Source organism: Kribbella sp. CA-247076, from assembly GCF_050942445.1.
Taxonomy (GTDB): domain Bacteria; phylum Actinomycetota; class Actinomycetes; order Propionibacteriales; family Kribbellaceae; genus Kribbella.
On the sequence record NZ_CP192051.1, the window covers coordinates 6,676,632 to 6,692,041 of the forward strand.

At 69.5% G+C, this 15,410-nt stretch carries 19 protein-coding genes; 11 read left to right on the plus strand and 8 right to left on the minus strand.

Translation table 11 applies throughout. The features are described 5' to 3' along the window. Complete coding sequence (locus ACQPYZ_RS31775; RefSeq protein WP_433162564.1) at window positions 1-813, plus strand: TrmH family RNA methyltransferase; 813 nt, start codon at window positions 1-3, stop codon at window positions 811-813. A 25-nt stretch (window positions 814-838) separates the two neighbouring features. Next, a complete protein-coding gene (locus ACQPYZ_RS31780) occupies window positions 839-1,210 on the plus strand; it encodes a VOC family protein (protein WP_433162566.1) in 372 nt (123 codons plus the stop codon). Here the strand turns inward: ACQPYZ_RS31780 and ACQPYZ_RS31785 are convergent, their stop codons facing one another. Beyond that, complete coding sequence (locus ACQPYZ_RS31785; RefSeq protein WP_433162568.1) at window positions 1,211-2,005, minus strand: class I SAM-dependent methyltransferase; 795 nt, start codon at window positions 2,003-2,005, stop codon at window positions 1,211-1,213. Window positions 2,006-2,169: 164 nt separating this feature from the next. On the opposite strand from ACQPYZ_RS31785, the gene ACQPYZ_RS31790 reads away from it, so the two are divergent. Further along, window positions 2,170-2,901 (plus strand): isocitrate lyase/PEP mutase family protein, encoded by a 732-nt coding sequence (locus ACQPYZ_RS31790; RefSeq protein WP_433162569.1) that lies wholly within the window; start codon window positions 2,170-2,172, stop codon window positions 2,899-2,901. 84 nt (window positions 2,902-2,985) lie between these two features. Next, a complete protein-coding gene (locus ACQPYZ_RS31795) occupies window positions 2,986-3,534 on the plus strand; it encodes an AAA family ATPase (protein WP_433162571.1) in 549 nt (182 codons plus the stop codon). A gap of 187 nt (window positions 3,535-3,721) precedes the next feature. On the opposite strand, the gene ACQPYZ_RS31800 is transcribed toward ACQPYZ_RS31795, so the two are convergent. Beyond that, window positions 3,722-4,606: an LLM class flavin-dependent oxidoreductase gene (locus tag ACQPYZ_RS31800; RefSeq protein WP_433162572.1), complete on the minus strand. Its 885-nt coding sequence runs from the start codon at window positions 4,604-4,606 to the stop codon at window positions 3,722-3,724. 85 nt (window positions 4,607-4,691) lie between these two features. On the opposite strand from ACQPYZ_RS31800, the gene ACQPYZ_RS31805 reads away from it, so the two are divergent. Continuing rightward, on the plus strand, window positions 4,692-5,117 hold the full coding sequence (locus ACQPYZ_RS31805) for a MarR family winged helix-turn-helix transcriptional regulator (RefSeq protein WP_433162574.1): 426 nt from the start codon (window positions 4,692-4,694) through the stop codon (window positions 5,115-5,117). Beyond that, the gene (locus tag ACQPYZ_RS31810) at window positions 5,117-5,788 is read left to right on the plus strand and encodes an alpha/beta fold hydrolase (RefSeq protein WP_433162576.1); all 672 of its coding nucleotides are present in this window, start codon (window positions 5,117-5,119) and stop codon (window positions 5,786-5,788) included. Before ACQPYZ_RS31805 ends, ACQPYZ_RS31810 begins: the two co-directional genes overlap by 1 nt. Here ACQPYZ_RS31810 and ACQPYZ_RS31815 read toward each other — a convergent pair. After that, window positions 5,760-6,926, minus strand: a complete 1,167-nt coding sequence (locus tag ACQPYZ_RS31815) for an MFS transporter (protein ID WP_433162578.1) — start codon at window positions 6,924-6,926, stop codon at window positions 5,760-5,762. The genes ACQPYZ_RS31810 and ACQPYZ_RS31815 overlap by 29 nt on opposite strands. Window positions 6,927-6,994: 68 nt before the next feature. Here ACQPYZ_RS31815 and ACQPYZ_RS31820 point away from each other — a divergent pair, with 68 nt between their 5' ends. Next, complete coding sequence (locus ACQPYZ_RS31820) at window positions 6,995-8,488, plus strand: HD domain-containing phosphohydrolase (RefSeq protein WP_433162580.1); 1,494 nt, start codon at window positions 6,995-6,997, stop codon at window positions 8,486-8,488. Here the strand turns inward: ACQPYZ_RS31820 and ACQPYZ_RS31825 are convergent. After that, window positions 8,478-8,795: a hypothetical protein gene (locus tag ACQPYZ_RS31825; protein WP_433162581.1), complete on the minus strand. Its 318-nt coding sequence runs from the start codon at window positions 8,793-8,795 to the stop codon at window positions 8,478-8,480. The genes ACQPYZ_RS31820 and ACQPYZ_RS31825 overlap by 11 nt on opposite strands. After that, on the minus strand, window positions 8,792-9,664 hold the full coding sequence (locus ACQPYZ_RS31830; protein WP_433162583.1) for a phytanoyl-CoA dioxygenase family protein: 873 nt from the start codon (window positions 9,662-9,664) through the stop codon (window positions 8,792-8,794). The genes ACQPYZ_RS31825 and ACQPYZ_RS31830 overlap by 4 nt, the downstream gene beginning before the upstream one ends. Before the next feature lie 101 nt (window positions 9,665-9,765). Between ACQPYZ_RS31830 and ACQPYZ_RS31835 the strand changes: the two genes are divergently transcribed. Together ACQPYZ_RS31835 and ACQPYZ_RS31840 are read left to right on the plus strand one after the other, a co-directional pair. Next, a complete protein-coding gene (locus ACQPYZ_RS31835; RefSeq protein ID WP_433162585.1) occupies window positions 9,766-10,551 on the plus strand; it encodes a helix-turn-helix domain-containing protein in 786 nt (261 codons plus the stop codon). Between the two features lie 10 nt (window positions 10,552-10,561). Then, entirely contained in the window at window positions 10,562-11,296 is a 735-nt protein-coding gene (locus ACQPYZ_RS31840) for a hypothetical protein (protein ID WP_433162586.1), read from the plus strand. Here the strand turns inward: ACQPYZ_RS31840 and ACQPYZ_RS31845 are convergent. Continuing rightward, on the minus strand, window positions 11,293-12,036 hold the full coding sequence (locus ACQPYZ_RS31845; RefSeq protein ID WP_433162587.1) for a response regulator transcription factor: 744 nt from the start codon (window positions 12,034-12,036) through the stop codon (window positions 11,293-11,295). The two genes, ACQPYZ_RS31840 and ACQPYZ_RS31845, sit on opposite strands and share 4 nt — an antisense overlap. Before the next feature lie 130 nt (window positions 12,037-12,166). On the opposite strand from ACQPYZ_RS31845, the gene ACQPYZ_RS31850 reads away from it, so the two are divergent. Both ACQPYZ_RS31850 and ACQPYZ_RS31855 read left to right on the plus strand, forming a co-directional pair. Further along, window positions 12,167-12,457: a hypothetical protein gene (locus tag ACQPYZ_RS31850; protein WP_433162589.1), complete on the plus strand. Its 291-nt coding sequence runs from the start codon at window positions 12,167-12,169 to the stop codon at window positions 12,455-12,457. 215 nt (window positions 12,458-12,672) lie between these two features. Continuing rightward, the gene (locus ACQPYZ_RS31855) at window positions 12,673-13,800 is read left to right on the plus strand and encodes a vanadium-dependent haloperoxidase (protein ID WP_433162591.1); all 1,128 of its coding nucleotides are present in this window, start codon (window positions 12,673-12,675) and stop codon (window positions 13,798-13,800) included. Here ACQPYZ_RS31855 and ACQPYZ_RS31860 read toward each other — a convergent pair. Further along, window positions 13,797-14,729, minus strand: a complete 933-nt coding sequence (locus tag ACQPYZ_RS31860) for a phosphotransferase (RefSeq protein WP_433162593.1) — start codon at window positions 14,727-14,729, stop codon at window positions 13,797-13,799. The two genes, ACQPYZ_RS31855 and ACQPYZ_RS31860, sit on opposite strands and share 4 nt — an antisense overlap. Window positions 14,730-14,895: 166 nt before the next feature. After that, complete coding sequence (locus ACQPYZ_RS31865; RefSeq protein WP_433162595.1) at window positions 14,896-15,387, minus strand: YajQ family cyclic di-GMP-binding protein; 492 nt, start codon at window positions 15,385-15,387, stop codon at window positions 14,896-14,898. Between the last annotated feature and the right edge of the window lie 23 nt (window positions 15,388-15,410).

The window sequence follows — 15,410 nt, forward strand, 5'->3', positions numbered from 1 at the left end:
GTGCAGCGGATCTCGACTCGGAACGCCCGGTTCCAGGTGTGGCAGTCCTACCTGACGAACCGGACCAAGCGGCACCGGGCCGGTGAGTTCCTGGTCCAGGGTGTGCGGCCGATTTCGCTTGCCGTGGACAACGGTTGGCCGGTGCGGACGGTGATCCACGACGCGTCCCGGCCGCTGTCCACCTGGGCGCAGGAGCTGTACCGGCGGCTGCCCGGCGTCGAGCGGGTGGCGATGGAGCCGGCGTTGCTGGCTGAGCTCGGCGAGAAGGACGCCGAGGTGCTCGCGGTGGTGGAGATGCCGCCGGACGACCTCGACCGGATCCCGGTCCGGCCGGACTTCCTCGGAGTGGTGTTCGACCGGCCGACCGGTCCGGGCAACATCGGGTCGATCATCCGGTCCGCGGACGCCTTCGGCGCGCACGGCGTGATCGTCACCGGGCATGCCGCCGACGTCTACGACCCGAAGGCGGTCCGGGCCACGACCGGGTCACTCTTCGGCGTTCCCGCCGTACGCGTGCCGTCGCATCGTGAGGTGATCGAGTGGGTACGGCGATCGGCCGACGTACCGATCGTGGTCGTCGGGACGGACGAGCATGGATCGGTCGATGTGTTCGAGCACGACCTCACGCAGCCCACGCTGCTGCTGATCGGCAACGAGACCAACGGACTCAGCATTGCGTGGAAGGAGGCCGCCGACGCGCTGGTGCGGATTCCGATCACCGGGTCGGCGAGTTCGCTGAACGCGGCCAACGCGGCGACGGCCGTGCTCTACGAGGTGTCGCGGCAACGCTCCCATTCGTCCAAGACCCGGTAGGGCCGCTCGTCCTACCGTCGGTCGCATGAGACCACAACCATTGATCGCGGTGAGCGATGTCGAGAAGAGCAGTGCCTGGTACTGCGCTGTGCTCGGTGCGGCCAGTGCACACGGCGGCCCGGAGTACGAGCGGCTCGTGGTCGACGACGTACTGGTGATGCAGTTGCACAACCTGGCCGTCGACCACCATCACGGACCGTTCGGCGATCCCACCTACCCGTTGGGCAACGGGGTCGCGGTCTGGTTCGAGACCGACGACCTGGAGGCGGCCGCCGAGCGCGCTCGTGCCGTCGGCGCCACCGTCCAGACCGAGATCCACCACAATCCGAACGCCGATCATGACGAACTCTGGCTTCGCGATCCGGACGGGTACCTCGTCGTCCTCGCCTCCGTCTGATCAAGCGGTGCAGAGCAGTTCGCCGTGCAGGATGGCGATCCAGCCGTCGGGCCGCGCGGCCCAGGTGCGCCAAGCCTGTGAGATCCGCTCGAGCGTCTCCTCGGGTACGCCGGCGCGCCGAGCCTGATCCGCCATCGCCGACTGCAGGATCCGGTCGGCCCACATTCCGCCCCAGAACGCGCGCGAGTCCTCGTCGGCGAACGTCCACGTGCTCGTGGTCGCGTCGACCTGTTCGAAGCCGGCCTCCAGCGCCCACGACAACAGTCGACGGCCGGCGTCCGGCTCGCCCTGGTTGGCGCGCGCCATCCGCTGGTAGAGCTCCATCCACTCGTCCAGCTCGGGCAGCTCCGGATACCAGGTGAAGCCGTGGTAGTCGGAGTCGCGGACGGCCACGACTCCGCCAGGCTTGCAGACGCGGCGCATCTCACGCAGCGCACGCACCGGATCCGCGACGTGCTGCAAGACCTGATGGGCGTGCACGACGTCGTACGAGTCGTCCGGTAGATCGAGGGCGTGGACGTCGCCGACCACGAAGCTCACGTCCAGGTCGAGGGCGGCGAACGTGGCCTTGGTGATGTCGAGGGCGGCGTCGTTCGCTTCGAGCGCGGTGACCTGACCGGGCTCGACCAGCCGGGCGAGGTCGGCGGTGATGGTGCCCGGTCCGGCGCCGACGTCGAGCAACGACATCCCCGGCCGCAGGTGCGGGAGGAGATAGCCGGCCGAGTTCTCCGCGGTCCGCCAGCTGTGCGAACGCAGTACCGACTCGTGGTGGCCGTGGGTGTACACGTTGCTCATCACAGGCTCCTTTGCCGTGGTCACTGTCGTCAGGCTAACTCGACGTCTTGTTAAATGAGACATATCGTCTTGGATAATGGACAGAGGATGATGGCCGATTCTGGCCGGACATCAGGCGGTCGAGGCTGCACGCTGAGGAGGTTCCCGACCTCAGGAGGAAGTCAGTGACGACGTTGCGGGAGTTGCACGAGCGGCCGCCGCTGGTGCTGCCGAACGCCTGGGACGCCGGCTCGGCGCGGGCGATCGAGGCCGCCGGTGCCCAGGCGATCGCGACCACGAGTGCGGGCGTCTCGTGGGCCGCGGGCGTGGAGGACGCCGGTGGCTTGAGCCGTCCGGCGGCGATGGCGGCATTGCGGGCGATCGTCGCGGCGGTGACGGTTCCGGTGACCGCGGACATCGAGTCCGGGTACGGCGACGTCGAGGCCACGGTCGCCGAGGTCCTCGAGATGGGTGCCGTCGGCATCAACCTGGAGGACAGCTCCGAGGGCACCTTGATCGATCCCGCGGTGCACGCCGGACGGATCGCGGCAGCCCGTGCGGTGGCAGTCGCCGCCGGGATCGATCTCGTGATCAACGCCCGGACCGACACCTACCTGTACGGCGACCGCACCGGCACCATCCAGCGGGCCGAGGTCTACGCCGAGGCCGGCGCGGACGTGCTGTTCGTGCCGGGTGTCGTGGACGCGTCGACGATTCGCGAACTGGTCGCGGGCTCACCGCTGCCGGTCAACATCATGGCCGGTCCCGGAGCTCCGACCGTCGCCGAACTGGCCGCGCTAGGGGTCACCAGGATCAGCGTCGGCCCGGCCATCACGACCGCCGCCTACGACCTGGCCACGGCCGCCGCGAGGGAACTCCTCACCACCGGAACGTACGAAATCCTCGCCAAGACCTGATGCCTCGCACGTCCGGCGGCGTCTCTGAACGCGAGTCTTACGTTGGGGTGGCGGCTCGTGTGTGGCCATGGCTAGGGTGCGGCGGTGCAGTCGAAGCCGATGGTTGTGGTGGTGAGCGGCCCGCCGGGGACCGGCAAGACGACGCTGGCGCACCGGATCGCCGCGGCGATCGGCTGCCCGGCGATCTGCCGGGACGAGATCAAGGAAGGCATGGCGCACGCCACCCCCGGCTTTGTTCCCGGCCCGGGTGACCCGCTGACGATGCGGACGCTGTCGACGTTCTTCGACGTGATCGGACTGCTCGTCGGCCGCGGTACGACGATCGTCGCCGAGGCCGCGTTCCAGGACCGGATCTGGAGTCCCGGACTGACCCCGCTGCTCAACCGGGCCGACGTACGGATCGTCCACTGCGTCACCCCGGCCGACGTCGCGCTCGCCCGCATCCACGCCCGGACCGCCTCCGACCCGAACCGCGGCGCGCACGAGGACGCCCAGATCGCCGACGATGCCCGGCTGCGCACGCACAACGCCTTCCAGGCCGTCGATCTCCCCGTCCCCGCCATCACCGTCGACACCTCGACCCCGTCGTACGCCCCACCCCTGCCGGAGATCCTCAGCTTCCTGTCGCGCTGATCCACTCGCGCGGGCAGTGCGCCCGGACATCACCTTCCGCCAACACCTCCGCGCGATCGATGAGTCAAGTTGGTGCAGTTCGACAGGACGTACATGTCTGCTACTGGCTGCTCACCGCCTGAGCCGACCGGTGATCGCGCTCGAGGACGCGATACCTCCTGTCGAACTGCACACCAGCCCGGCGGCATCAGCTGACCGCGGCGCGGACCGCTGGGGCGACTTCCTGGGCCCAGCGGGCGAGTTGTGCGTCGTACGTGTCGGGGCCGGTCGGGAAGAGGGTGAAGCCGGCGGCGCCGTGGTTGAGGACGGCGTCGGTGAGTTCGTCGATCCACTGGGCCGGCGATCCGCCGATCCACCGGCCGTCGTCGGCCCGCGTACGACGTACCGGAGTTTCCGTGATCGCCCCCGGGAGGTTGTAGATCGTCGCCACGTCGGACGGCTTGCGGCCGGCGGCCAGCGCGGCCTCGTCGATGATCGGCCGCGACCACCGGTAGCGCTCGCTGAGCCAGTCGGCCGCGTGGCCGGGGATCCAGCCGTCGGCCTGCCGGCCGGTCGCGGCGAGCGACTTCGGGCCGTTCGAGCCGGTCCAGATGGGTGGGGCGGGAACGGCCGTCGGCTTGAGATTGCCGATCGGATAGTGCTCGGTCGGCGTCGGCCGGCCGCCCGCCGACATCGACCGGACGAGTTGCATCGCCTCCTCGAAGGCCCGCACCGCCTGGGCCGGCCGCAGGTCCGGCACGCCCATCGTGGTGATGTGGTTCCACGCGCCGCCGGCGCCGAGACCGAGGATGAACCGGCCGCCGGACAGTGCCGACAGTGCGGACGCCGTACGCGCGAGGACCGGTGCCGGACGCAACGGCAGGTTGGTCACGTTCACGAACGCCGAGAGCCGCTCGGTCCGGCCGAGCAGGAAGGCGACGGTCGCGTAGCCGTCCAGCAGGTCGGCGACGTACGGGTGGTCGGACAGGCTGACGTGGTCGAGCCCGTCCCGGTCGGCCTGCGCGGCCAGGCGCAGGATGCGGTCCACGTCGCGGACCTTGTCGGGTGAGCCGTAGCCGAAGCGCACGTCCATCTCGTCTCCTCGAATAGTTCGTAGACCTAAATAGTAGTCCTACGAACTATCGGATCAACGAACTGTCCGTGACTACAGTGGAGGTATGGCGACCACGACAGCGCAGGAGGCGGACCTGTCCGGCGCGCTCGTCCAGGCGATGCACGTCCTGCAGGACCTGTACGCCGAGACCAGCCGACCACTCGGGCTCACGCCGCAGCAGGCTCACCTGCTCTGCGTACTCCTCGCCGGCCCGCTCGGGATGACGGAGCTGAGCCGCATCCTCAGCATCGAACGCTCCAGCCTGACCAGCATGGTCGACCGCCTCGAGCGCCGCGACCTGGTCGCCCGCATCCCCCACCCCACCGATCGCCGCGCCTGCCACATCAACCTCACCCCCGCCGGCCTGTCTCTCGCCGACGAAGCCCACGACGCCTTCACCACCCGCATCGAAGCCCTCACCGCCAACCTCAGCCCCACAGCCCGCCGCACCCTCACCACCACCCTCCTCGCAGTCTTCAGCCCGTCCTGATGCACGAGTACGTCGCCCTGAACGGCGCGCGCATCGCGTACCGGGTCAGCGGCGACGGCCCGGCCCTGGTCCTGCTCAAGAACAACCGCCGCCCACTCGACTTCCCGGCAGCTCTCGAGTTGTCCCGGCGCTTCCGCGTCGTGCAACTCCAACCTGTCGGCTTCGGCGCGGCCGACCGCCCGGATACCTACGACTTCGGCAGCATCGGCGAGCAGGTCCTCGCAGTCCTGGACCACCTGTCGATCAACCACTTCGCCGTCTGGGGCTTCTCCCAAACTGCCGCCATGGCAGCCCTCACCGCCTGCGCCACCTCGCGCGCAACCGCCCTGGTCATGGGCGGCTTCACACCCTTCAACTTCCCCACCGACACCGAAATGCGCCGCCTGGAACGCGAGCCTCGCCTACCCCACTCAGCCTTGGCCTTCTGGCGCGCGTACCGCTCCCACGACTGGCACCACGAACTCCGCGACCTTTCCACGCCCGCCCTCGTCTACATCGGCACCGCCGACCCGGCCATCAAACGCATGCGCCACCAGGCCGCCGTACTCAAATCCCTCGGCTGCACCTACCTGGAACTGCCCGACCTCAACCACCACACCACCAGCTTGAGCGCCCCCACGAACACCGCCCTCCTCAACAGCATCACCGGCTGGTTGAACGACCGAATCTGACGGCGAGGGCGAGGCCGAGGGCGGCGGCGAGGGCTGCGGTGGTGAAGGCTGTGGGGCGGGTGGTGGTGGCGGCGGTCAGGCCTAGGGTGATGGGGCCGAGGGCTTGGGCTACGTCGATGCTCATGGTGACGGTGGCCATGGTGGCGCCTCGTTCGGTGGCGGGGGCTCGGTTGAGGGCGAGCGTCATGATGGCCGGGGTGCCGAGGGCCACGCCGATGCCGAGGAGGACCGTACCGACGACGAGGCCGGGGACGGTTTGCCAGGTGGCGATCGTGGTCAGGGCGATCGTGGTGCAGAGCAACGAGATGCGGACGCTGCGGAGGGCGCCGAGGCGGTCGGGGATGCGGGCGCCGACGCTGCGGATGACGACCACGATCGCGGCGAAGCCGAACAGGAAGAAGCCGGCTCCGGACAGGCCGAGGTCGAGGGCGTACAGCGGGACGAAGGCAAGGAACCCGGCCATCCCCCAGATCAGCGCGAGCAACAGCAGCGCAGGTACGACGGCCGCCGGCGGAATGAGCCTGGACCGCCCCGCACTGGGCCTGGCCGCCCCAGGTTCCCGGGTGTCGCCGACGCGGAGGGACAGGAGTACGGCGAGTAGCGCGGAGGCGGCCGAGACCAGCCAGATCGTGTCGAAGCCGGCCGTGTTGACGACGACTTCCCCGATCAACGGGCCGACCGCGAGGCCGACGTATAAGGAGAGGGAGAACAGGCTGATCGCTTCGCCGCGGCGTTCGGCCGGAGCGAGGTCGCTCATCGCGGTGACCGCGCCGACGAAGAAGAACGCGTCGCCGACGCCGGTGAGCAACCGCAGCGCGGACAGTACGACGATCGAGTCGGCCAGACCGTAGCCGGCGACCGACGCGGCGAAGACGATGCCGCCGCCGATCATCGCCAGCGATCGGCCGTGCCGGTCCGCGAACCGCCCGGTCCACGGCCGGAGGACGAGCGCGGACAGGCTGAACGCCGCGACCGCTACGCCGACGGCGATGTTACCGCCGGTAAGTTCGCTCGCGACGTACCGCGGAACGGCCGGGACGAGCATCCCGTCGGCGAGGAAGTACGCCAGCGAGGCCGAGCCCAGCAGGACGAACTGCGAGGTGACCAGCCGTGGTCCTGCCGTTGCTGTTGTGCTCATGAGGCTCACAATGGCCGTACGGCAGATGCCCGGGCATCGGTAGATCTGCCCATCCTCGGGAGGGCGCGATGGGACCGCAGGAGCCGCGACTCGCCGAGCTCCTCTGCGCCCTGTCGGTCTCGCTCGACCTGGCCATGGCCCAGCCGCCGGAGAAGTCGATCCGCAGCTGCCTGGTCGCCGCCCGCCTGGCCGAGCGCCTCGACGTCGCTGACAAGCGCACGGTGTACTACGCGACCCTGCTGCGGCACCTCGGCTGCACAGCCACCACCCACGAGGAGATCCACCTGGCTGGACCACGGGCGGCCGAGCTCCGCCCACTCGCCGAGCGCACGGACTCCGGCAGCGGCACGGAGGTGCTCCGCTACCTCAGCCAGGTCGGCAAGGGCACAGGCATCAGACGCCTCCAGTACGTCGCGCGGACCGTGACCACCGGTGAGGACGACATCCTCCGGGCCATCTGCGAAGTCGGCAGCATGCTCGCCGAGCGACTGGGACTCGGCCCGGGCACCGCCGAAGCGCTCTACCAGAACGTGGAGCGCTGGGACGGCAAGGGCAAACCGAAAGGCCTGGCCGGCAAGGAGATCCACGTCGCCACGCGCATCGCCGAGGTCGCCACCCAGGCCGTCATCGTCGGCGGCGAGACCTTGCGCAAGCGGAAGGGCGGCTGGCTCGATCCGGAGGTCGTCGACGCGTACGACGAGAGCCTCACCGCCGACCTGGACGAGATCGACGTCTGGCAGGCGACGCTGGACGCCGAGCCGCAGCCCTGGTGCCCGACACCGGACCTGGACGAGCTGGCCCGCACCTTCGCGTACTTCGTCGACCTCAAGTCGCCGTACCTCTTCGGCCACTCCACCGGCGTCGCCGCACTCGCCGACGAAGCCGCCCGCATCCTGCACCTCGACGACCACGAGAGAGCCACCATCAGACGCGCCGCGCTGCTGCACGACCTGGGCAGAGTCGCCGTGCCCACAGCCGTCTGGGAACGCACCGGCCCACTGCGGCGTGCGGACTGGGAGCAGGTGCGTCTGCACCCGTACCAGTCCGAGCGGATCCTCTCGCGATCCCCCGTGCTCGAGCCGATCGCCGTACTGGCGGCTCTGCACCACGAGAGGCTGGACGGCAGTGGCTATCCGAAGCAGGCGAAGGGTGGCGAGCTGTCCACCGCGGCACGGATCCTGGCCGCGGCCGACTGCTACCAGGCGCTCACCCAGGACCGCCCACACCGGTCCGCGCACTCGCCCGAGGGTGCGGCCGAGCTGATCCTGGCCCAGGTCGCGGCCGGCAAGCTCGACGGTCGCTGTGTGAAGGCTGTGCTCGCGGCGGCCGGGCAACAGGTACCCGGCCGCCGGTTGAGCCGTCCCGCCGGTCTCACCGAGCGCGAGATCGACGTACTGCGTCTGCTCGCGCGCGGCTCGTCCAACGCCGACATAGCCCGTGAACTGGTCGTGTCACGTCGTACGGCGGAGCATCACGTCCAGCACATCTACGGCAAGATCGGTGTCTCGACCAGAGCCGCGGCCGCGCTGTTCGCCATGCAGCACGGGCTCTTCACACCGTGACGAGCTTCTCGAAGAAGAACTCGTGCTTGAGGAACGACGTGTCGTACTCGTGCCCCGGGTACGGCGGGAGCAGCTGCGCGGCCTGGAACAGCCGCCAGCCGTCCTTCAAGGCGTCCAGCCCGGTCGCGTACGGCGGAACGTCGGAGTCACCCGTCGTCGGGTGAGTCTGCCCGGTCCCGTCGTACGTCGACCAGCCGACGACACGGGCATCCAGTGCGGACGAGGCCAGGTAAAGGACCAGGACCTGTTGCCGGACGGTGGTCTGCTGCGTGGTCTGTTGCGTGGTCTCGGTGGCGGGGGCGGTCATGCCATCTCCTTCTTCGCGTGCCGGGCGGCGTGCGGGTTGAGGCTGCGCTGGGCGACGACGCGCTGCGGGCGGTTCGAGACCCGGGTGACCCAGAACTCCGGGTCGTAGGTGTCGTCACCGGTGAGCGCCTGCCACAGCTTGATCCGGTTGTACTTCTCCAGCCGGCCGGTGGCGTTCTCGTACCACGGGAACGACTGGTCCAGCTCGCGCGCGACCTCCTCGTCGTACAGGTCCTCGAGGTTCCACAGCCGGACCTGGCGGACGGTCGGGTTGAACCGGATCTTGAACATGTAGCGGTCGAGGTCGCTGTCGTTCTTGCGGCCGCCGTGCCAGATGCCGTGGTGCAGGAACTGGACGGTGCCGGCCGGGCAGACCAGCCGGGTCTGGCCGAGCAGGTTCTGGTAGCGGCCGGTGTCGGACTCGTTGGTCCGGCGCAGGTGGCTGCCGGGCACGCTCAGGGTGCCGCCCATCTCGAGCGTCACGTCCTGCGGGTAGTACATGAGCTGGACGTCGAACGCGTCCGGGCGGACGTCGATGATCGCGTCCCCGTGCAGGTTCTGCGCCTCACCCTCGTTCGCCTTCCGGATGTGCACGGCGTGGTGGTCGACGGTCGGTTCCGGGCCGACCAGACTGTGGATCGCGCCCGCGACCTCCGGCAGCTGCACCAGCCGCTGGACGAACTCGCTGTCCACGAACGCCTCGGACAGCGGGGTGCCGTACGGGACCCCGGGGATACCGGCCTTCAGGACCTCGATCGCCTGCCGGTTCATCTCGTCCGGTACGACGGCGTCCATCCGGAGCGACCCGGTGGCCACGAAGTGCGCCATCTGAACCGAGGTGAGCAGGTTCTTCTGATGCGGGTGGGGCATGAGTCTCCCTCTCGGGGGTAGTGGTCACTACTCCACCAGGCTACGGTCGGACAGCGATTGCGCGCGTGGGATGTGTTCACCACTGGTGGTAATTTCTCACCATGATCGCGTTGCACCTGGCCGAGCCGCCGGACGTCGTCAACGTCGGAGCGGGGATCCACGGCGTCCGCGGCCTGCGGGACGTGTTCCGGCTCCCCGACCTGTGGCAGCTGCACCTGTACAGCTACTCCGCCGACCTGACGCTCGACGGTACGACGTACGCCGTGGCGCCCGGCTACGTCAGCCTGACCCCGGCCGGGACGCAGGTGCAGTTCGACTACCGCGGACGCTCGGAGCACCTGTACGTCCACTTCCGGCCCGCGGTTGCCGGCGAGCCGTCGTACGTCCCGGTCGTCCAGGATGCCGGCTCGGCCGCGCCGGTGCTCGCGGAGCTGCTGCGCTCGGCGTTGGAGGCGTCGCCGTCGGGGTCCGCGCGAATGACGGCCGAGGTGTGGACGGCATTGTGGCGGATCGCGGAGCTCGGTTCGGCGTCGAGCGCCGAGCCTGCAATCCATCCGGCGGTCTCGGCGGTGATCGCGTACGTCGAGGCGAACCTGGCCCAGCCGTTGACGGTCCCCGCGCTCGCACAGTTGGCCGGCGTCTCGCACAACCACCTGACCCGGCTGTTCCACGCCGAGACCGGCCAGACCGTGATCGCGTACATCCGCCACCGCCGCATGACCCGCGCCCGCCACCTTCTGGTCTCGTCCACCCTCTCGATCCCCGCGGTCGCGGCCTCGGTCGGCATCCCCGACCTCCAGGCCTTCAACAAGACCTGCCGCCGCGAGCTCGGCGCCTCACCGAGAGCAGTGCGAAACACGGTGGCCGGTACGACGCCGGCGGGTTAGCGTGCGCGGCATGTACGAGCTGATCCCGGTGGCCGCGGCGCCCGAGTTGGACGAGGAGGCCGGGCGTCGGTTCGTCGAGGACTGGCCGGAGTTCATCTTCCACGACCTCGAGGTGAAGCGGTACAGCGATCGGCGGGTGGAGTACTTCCGGGACTGGGAGTTCTATCTGGTGACCCCGGAGCGCCGGCTGATCGCGGGGTGCTGGGGCGTGCCGATCGCGTGGGACGGGACGATCGGGGATCTTCCGGGCGGCTACACGGACGCGCTGGCGCGGGCGGTGACGTCGTACGAGGAGGGCGTCGTACCGGACACGTTCGTGCTGATGGCGGCCGCCGTACGGAACGACGAGCAGGGCCAGGGGCACGCCGGGCGGGTGATCAGCGCGGTGCGGCAGCGGGCGATCGACGGTGGGTTGCCGCAGGTGATCGCGCCGGTGCGGCCGACGTTGAAGTCGCGGTATCCACTAGCTGGGATCTCGGAGTTCATGACGTGGACGCGGGCGGACGGGCTGCCGCTGGATCCGTGGGTGCGGACGCACGTCCGGCTCGGCGCGACCGTCCTCGGGCCGGCTCCGGTCTCGCAGACGATGACCGGGACGGTCGCGGAGTGGTCGGAGTGGACCGGGATGGTGTTCCCGGCGTCCGGTTCGTACGTGATCCCGGACGGGCTTACGCTGCTCCAGATCGATCGTGACGCCGACGTCGGGGTGTACCGCGAGCCGAACATCTGGATGCGGCACGCCTAGGCTGACAATGGGAACGCTGTGGCCACGGCGGCGGTGCGGCTGGTGACGCCGAGGCGTTCGTAGATGTTCTCCAGGTGCTTGCGAACGGTGCCTTCAGCAACGAACAGCCGGCGGGCGATCTGGGTGTTGCTGTGGCCTTCGGCAACGAGCCGGAGGAGTTCCAACTGCCGGGTGGTCAGGTCGGGGATGCCGGCCCGACGGCGTTCGAGGTCGCGGTGCACCTCGATCAGGTGCGGGCGGAGCATCCGCAGCAGCAGGCGCTCGCGCTCGCTGAAGTCCCGGCCGGTACCGCGGAACAGCAGCAGCCTGCGGTCCTCGGCACCGGCCGCCGGGAACGGCACGGTGATCTCACTGCGCATGCCGATCACCCGGAACCACTCGCCGACGGTCGACCTCGCCAGCCGCTGCGCGGACAGGTAGTCCGACACCTTCCAGACGCTCACGTAGTCGCCGGTGCGCTGCGGCCGGCTGCACGCCTCGCTGTCCCAGTACGACCGCCAGAACAGGTCCTCCCAGCCCGGGGCGGAATCGACCTCCTCCTCGGTGACCTCCTCGTACGCCACGAACTCGCGATCGAGCGGACGGCTGACCTGGAACGTGACGTCGTCGGCCGGGATCAGCTCGGCGAGCGCCCGCAGCAACTCCCGCGGGTACACCTCGTCCGGCCCGGCCTCTCGCCCCCGGTCGATCACGTCGAGCATCGTGCGCAGGTCGCGCTCGGTGACGGTCAACTGCTCCATGACTTTCCCCTCCCACTGCCCAGGCTAAGCCCGTTCCGGCAGGCAGCGAATACGTCGAACTGCGTATGGCTCCGAGCTGTCCGCCGCGGTCACGGTTGGTCGTGAAAGTTCCACAAATGGGAGGGAAACCATGAAACCGCTGTCTCGCCTGGCCGCGCTGACCACAGCACTGCTGGTGACCGTCGTCGCACTGTCCGGTACGGCGTACGCCAAGCTGCCGCCGAACGACCCGGACACCGTCGCTCCACCGGTGTACGACGCCGGCGAGCCGACCGTGGTCGTCGAGAGCGGCCTGTCGCTGCTCCAGGTGATCGGGCTGATGCTCCTCGCCGCGCTCGCCGCCACCGTCGTCACCGCGATCGCCGGCCGCCGGATCCCCCGGATCACCGCGGGCCGCGCGCTGCAGGCCGGAGCCCGGTGATGTTCGGAAGTCTGCGGAGGTGGCCGGCCGTGCTGGCCGCCTCCGCCCTGGCACTCACCACCTGGTCCCCAGCCGCTGCGGTCGGATCCAGCACCTCCGGCGGCGCCACGGCCGCAGTCGGCTCCACCGGCTCCTTCGGCGCCACGGGCTCCGGTCGGTCGGCTGCTTCCGGCTCCTCGCTCTCCCCGCCAGGGGTCGGGGCTTCGGCTGAGCCGGTGTTGACATGGAGCCGGATCGCGGCGCAGTCGATCGCCGCGTCCGGGCGGCCGCCGGCGGCGACCGAGGTGTTGATGGGGATTGTTCACATTGCGATTGCCGACACCGTGGCCGGCCTGGGACACGGCCGACCTCACGTCGCCGACGTACGTCCCGACCGGCACGCGTCGGCCGCGTCCGCAGTCGCCACCGCGGCGTACGACGTACTGAAGGATCGGGCTCCGGGTGCAGCGCTCGAGACCGCGTACGCCGACTACCTGGCCGGTGTGCCGGACGGGCGAGCCAAGGCTCGTGGGATCACGCTCGGACGGGCGGTGGCGGCCGACGTACTCGCGTGGCGGGCTGGAGACGGTTTCGAGAAGCCGGTGACGTACGTGCAACGTCCGCCGGGCCCAGGCGTGTGGGAGCCGACCGCGCCGACACCGCCGGTGGATCTGGTGCTCACGCAGGTCAGGCCATTAGTACTGCGTCATCGCGCGCAGTTCCGGCCGGACGGGCCGGACGCGCTGACGAGCAAGCAGTACGCGCGTGACGTGGCCGAGGTGGCGCTGCTGGGTCGTAAGGACGGCAGTCCCCGGACCGCTCGGCAGACCGAGACCGCGCTGTTCTGGTCCGAGCACACCGCCAACCAGTGGAGCCGTGCTCTGCTGCGCCTGGCTGCCGAGAGGCACCTCGGGTTGTCGGAGGCGGCCCGGATGCTAGCGCTGGTACACGTGACCACGGGCGATGCGCTGATCGCGTGCTGGGACGCGAAGTACCACTACCGCTTCTGGCGACCGGTCCACGCCATCCAGCGCGCCGACACCGACGGCAACCCGCGAACGACGGCCGACCCCACGTGGCAGCCGCTGCTCAACGTCAACCACCCGGACTACCCGTCGGGACACGCCTGCTTCACTGCCAGCGCCACCCGCGCGCTCCAGGCCTACTTCCACACCAACCGACTGCCGCTGACCTTCGACAGCGTCGTCACCGGCACCACCCGGTCGTACGTCCGATTGTCAACAATCCGCGCAGAGGTCCAGGAAGCCCGGATCCTCTCCGGTCTCCACTTCCGCCACGCCATGCAGGACGGCGACGACCTCGGCACCGAGGTCGCCCACTGGGTCACCCACCGCTTCCGTTAGGACAGCGCCAAGGGTGCGAGGCCGCCGGGCCCGAGTACGCCGCGGAGGATGTCGATGCAGCCTTCGCGGTCGGGCCCGGTGAGGGCTTGTTCCGCCCAGAGCGCGACGTCTTCCAGCGCTCTCGCGTGCCGGTAATACGAGATCGCGTCCTGGTCGAGGGCGACGTCGCCGTACCCGGTGAAGAAGGCGGTCAACTGCTCGGTCGTCGTGGGGCCGAGCGAGCCCATGCCGCCGAGCAGGAACATCAGGTCCTGCTCGCGGGGCGCGAGCACCACGTCGTCCCAGTCGATCAGGTGGACTCGATCGTCGACGAGCACGTTGCCGAGGTGCGGGTCGGCGTGACAGACGACCCGCGGCCCTGCCGGCTCACTTATACGGGCGGAGAGCAGGCCGGTGATCGTCTCTTGGCGCTCCTTCCACACTGCCGCGAGCTCCTCTTCCAGCTCGTCCTCCGGCGCTCGCGTCGTGAGCCGGACCTGCAGCTCCTCGGCCAACGCCGGGATCCGCCCGTTGACCGGACTCCGCTTCGGCAACGCGTTGCGGAGACGTTCGGGCGGCTCGGCTTCGTGAACCCGACGCAGCAGTACGCCGTACTCCGCCCACTGCGCGACCGTCAGCCCGGTCTCAGCGGCCCGCACACCGTCGATCCACGGCGTCACCGTCAGCCGCTTCTTCTTCCCGTGGAACGTCCACAGCCCACCCTCCACGGTCCGCACCGGCTCCGGCACACCCGGGATCGTCTCCGCCAGGAACGCCGCGACCTGATGCCCGGTATTCGTCCCCGCCCCACTCCACTTCACGGCGTACGTGTTCGCGACCGTAGCCGCCTTCCACACGTCCGCGGCGACGTCGGCGCCGTGCCCGACCGGCGTGAGCTCCCCCACATCCAGCCCAAAGTCCTCCCGAACCCACCGCCGCACCTTCTCCACGCCCCCAGCATGCCCACCCCCGCCGACACATACGACAGCTTTTCCACCGACGCCGCCACCCAACCGACCAGGTGCTGGTTCCGCCGGAAACGGCCGGGCGCTCACCCCGGGCGACGCGGCCGGATCGGACGCCGCCGTACCGCGGCGGCGTCCTCCGGCCCGGGGATCAGCGGTAGTTGACGAACTGGACGGCGAAGTCCAGGTCCTCGCCCTTGATGAGTGCCTGGACGGCCTGCAGATCGTCGCGGCTCTTGCTGGACACGCGGAGCTCGTCGCCCTGGATCTGCGCCTTCACGCCCTTCGGGCCCTCGTCGCGGATCAGCTTGGACAGCTTCTTCGCGTTCTCCTGGGTGATGCCGGCGCTGATCGTCGCGTTGATCTTGTAGACCTTCCCGGACAGCTTCGGCTCGTCGGCCTCCAGACCCTTCAGCGAGATCTGCCGCTTGACCAACTTGTCCTTGAACACGTCGAGTACGGCGTTCACCCGCTCCTCCGTGTTCGCCTGCATGTCGATCGCCTCACCGGACCACTTGATGCCCGCGTCCACGTTCTTGAAGTCGAACCGCTGGCTGATCTCCTTCGCCGCCTGGTTGACGGCGTTGTCCACCTCCTGACGGTCGACCTTGTTCACGATGTCGAAGGAGGACTCCGATGCCATGGGCAGTTCCTTTCCGATTTGCT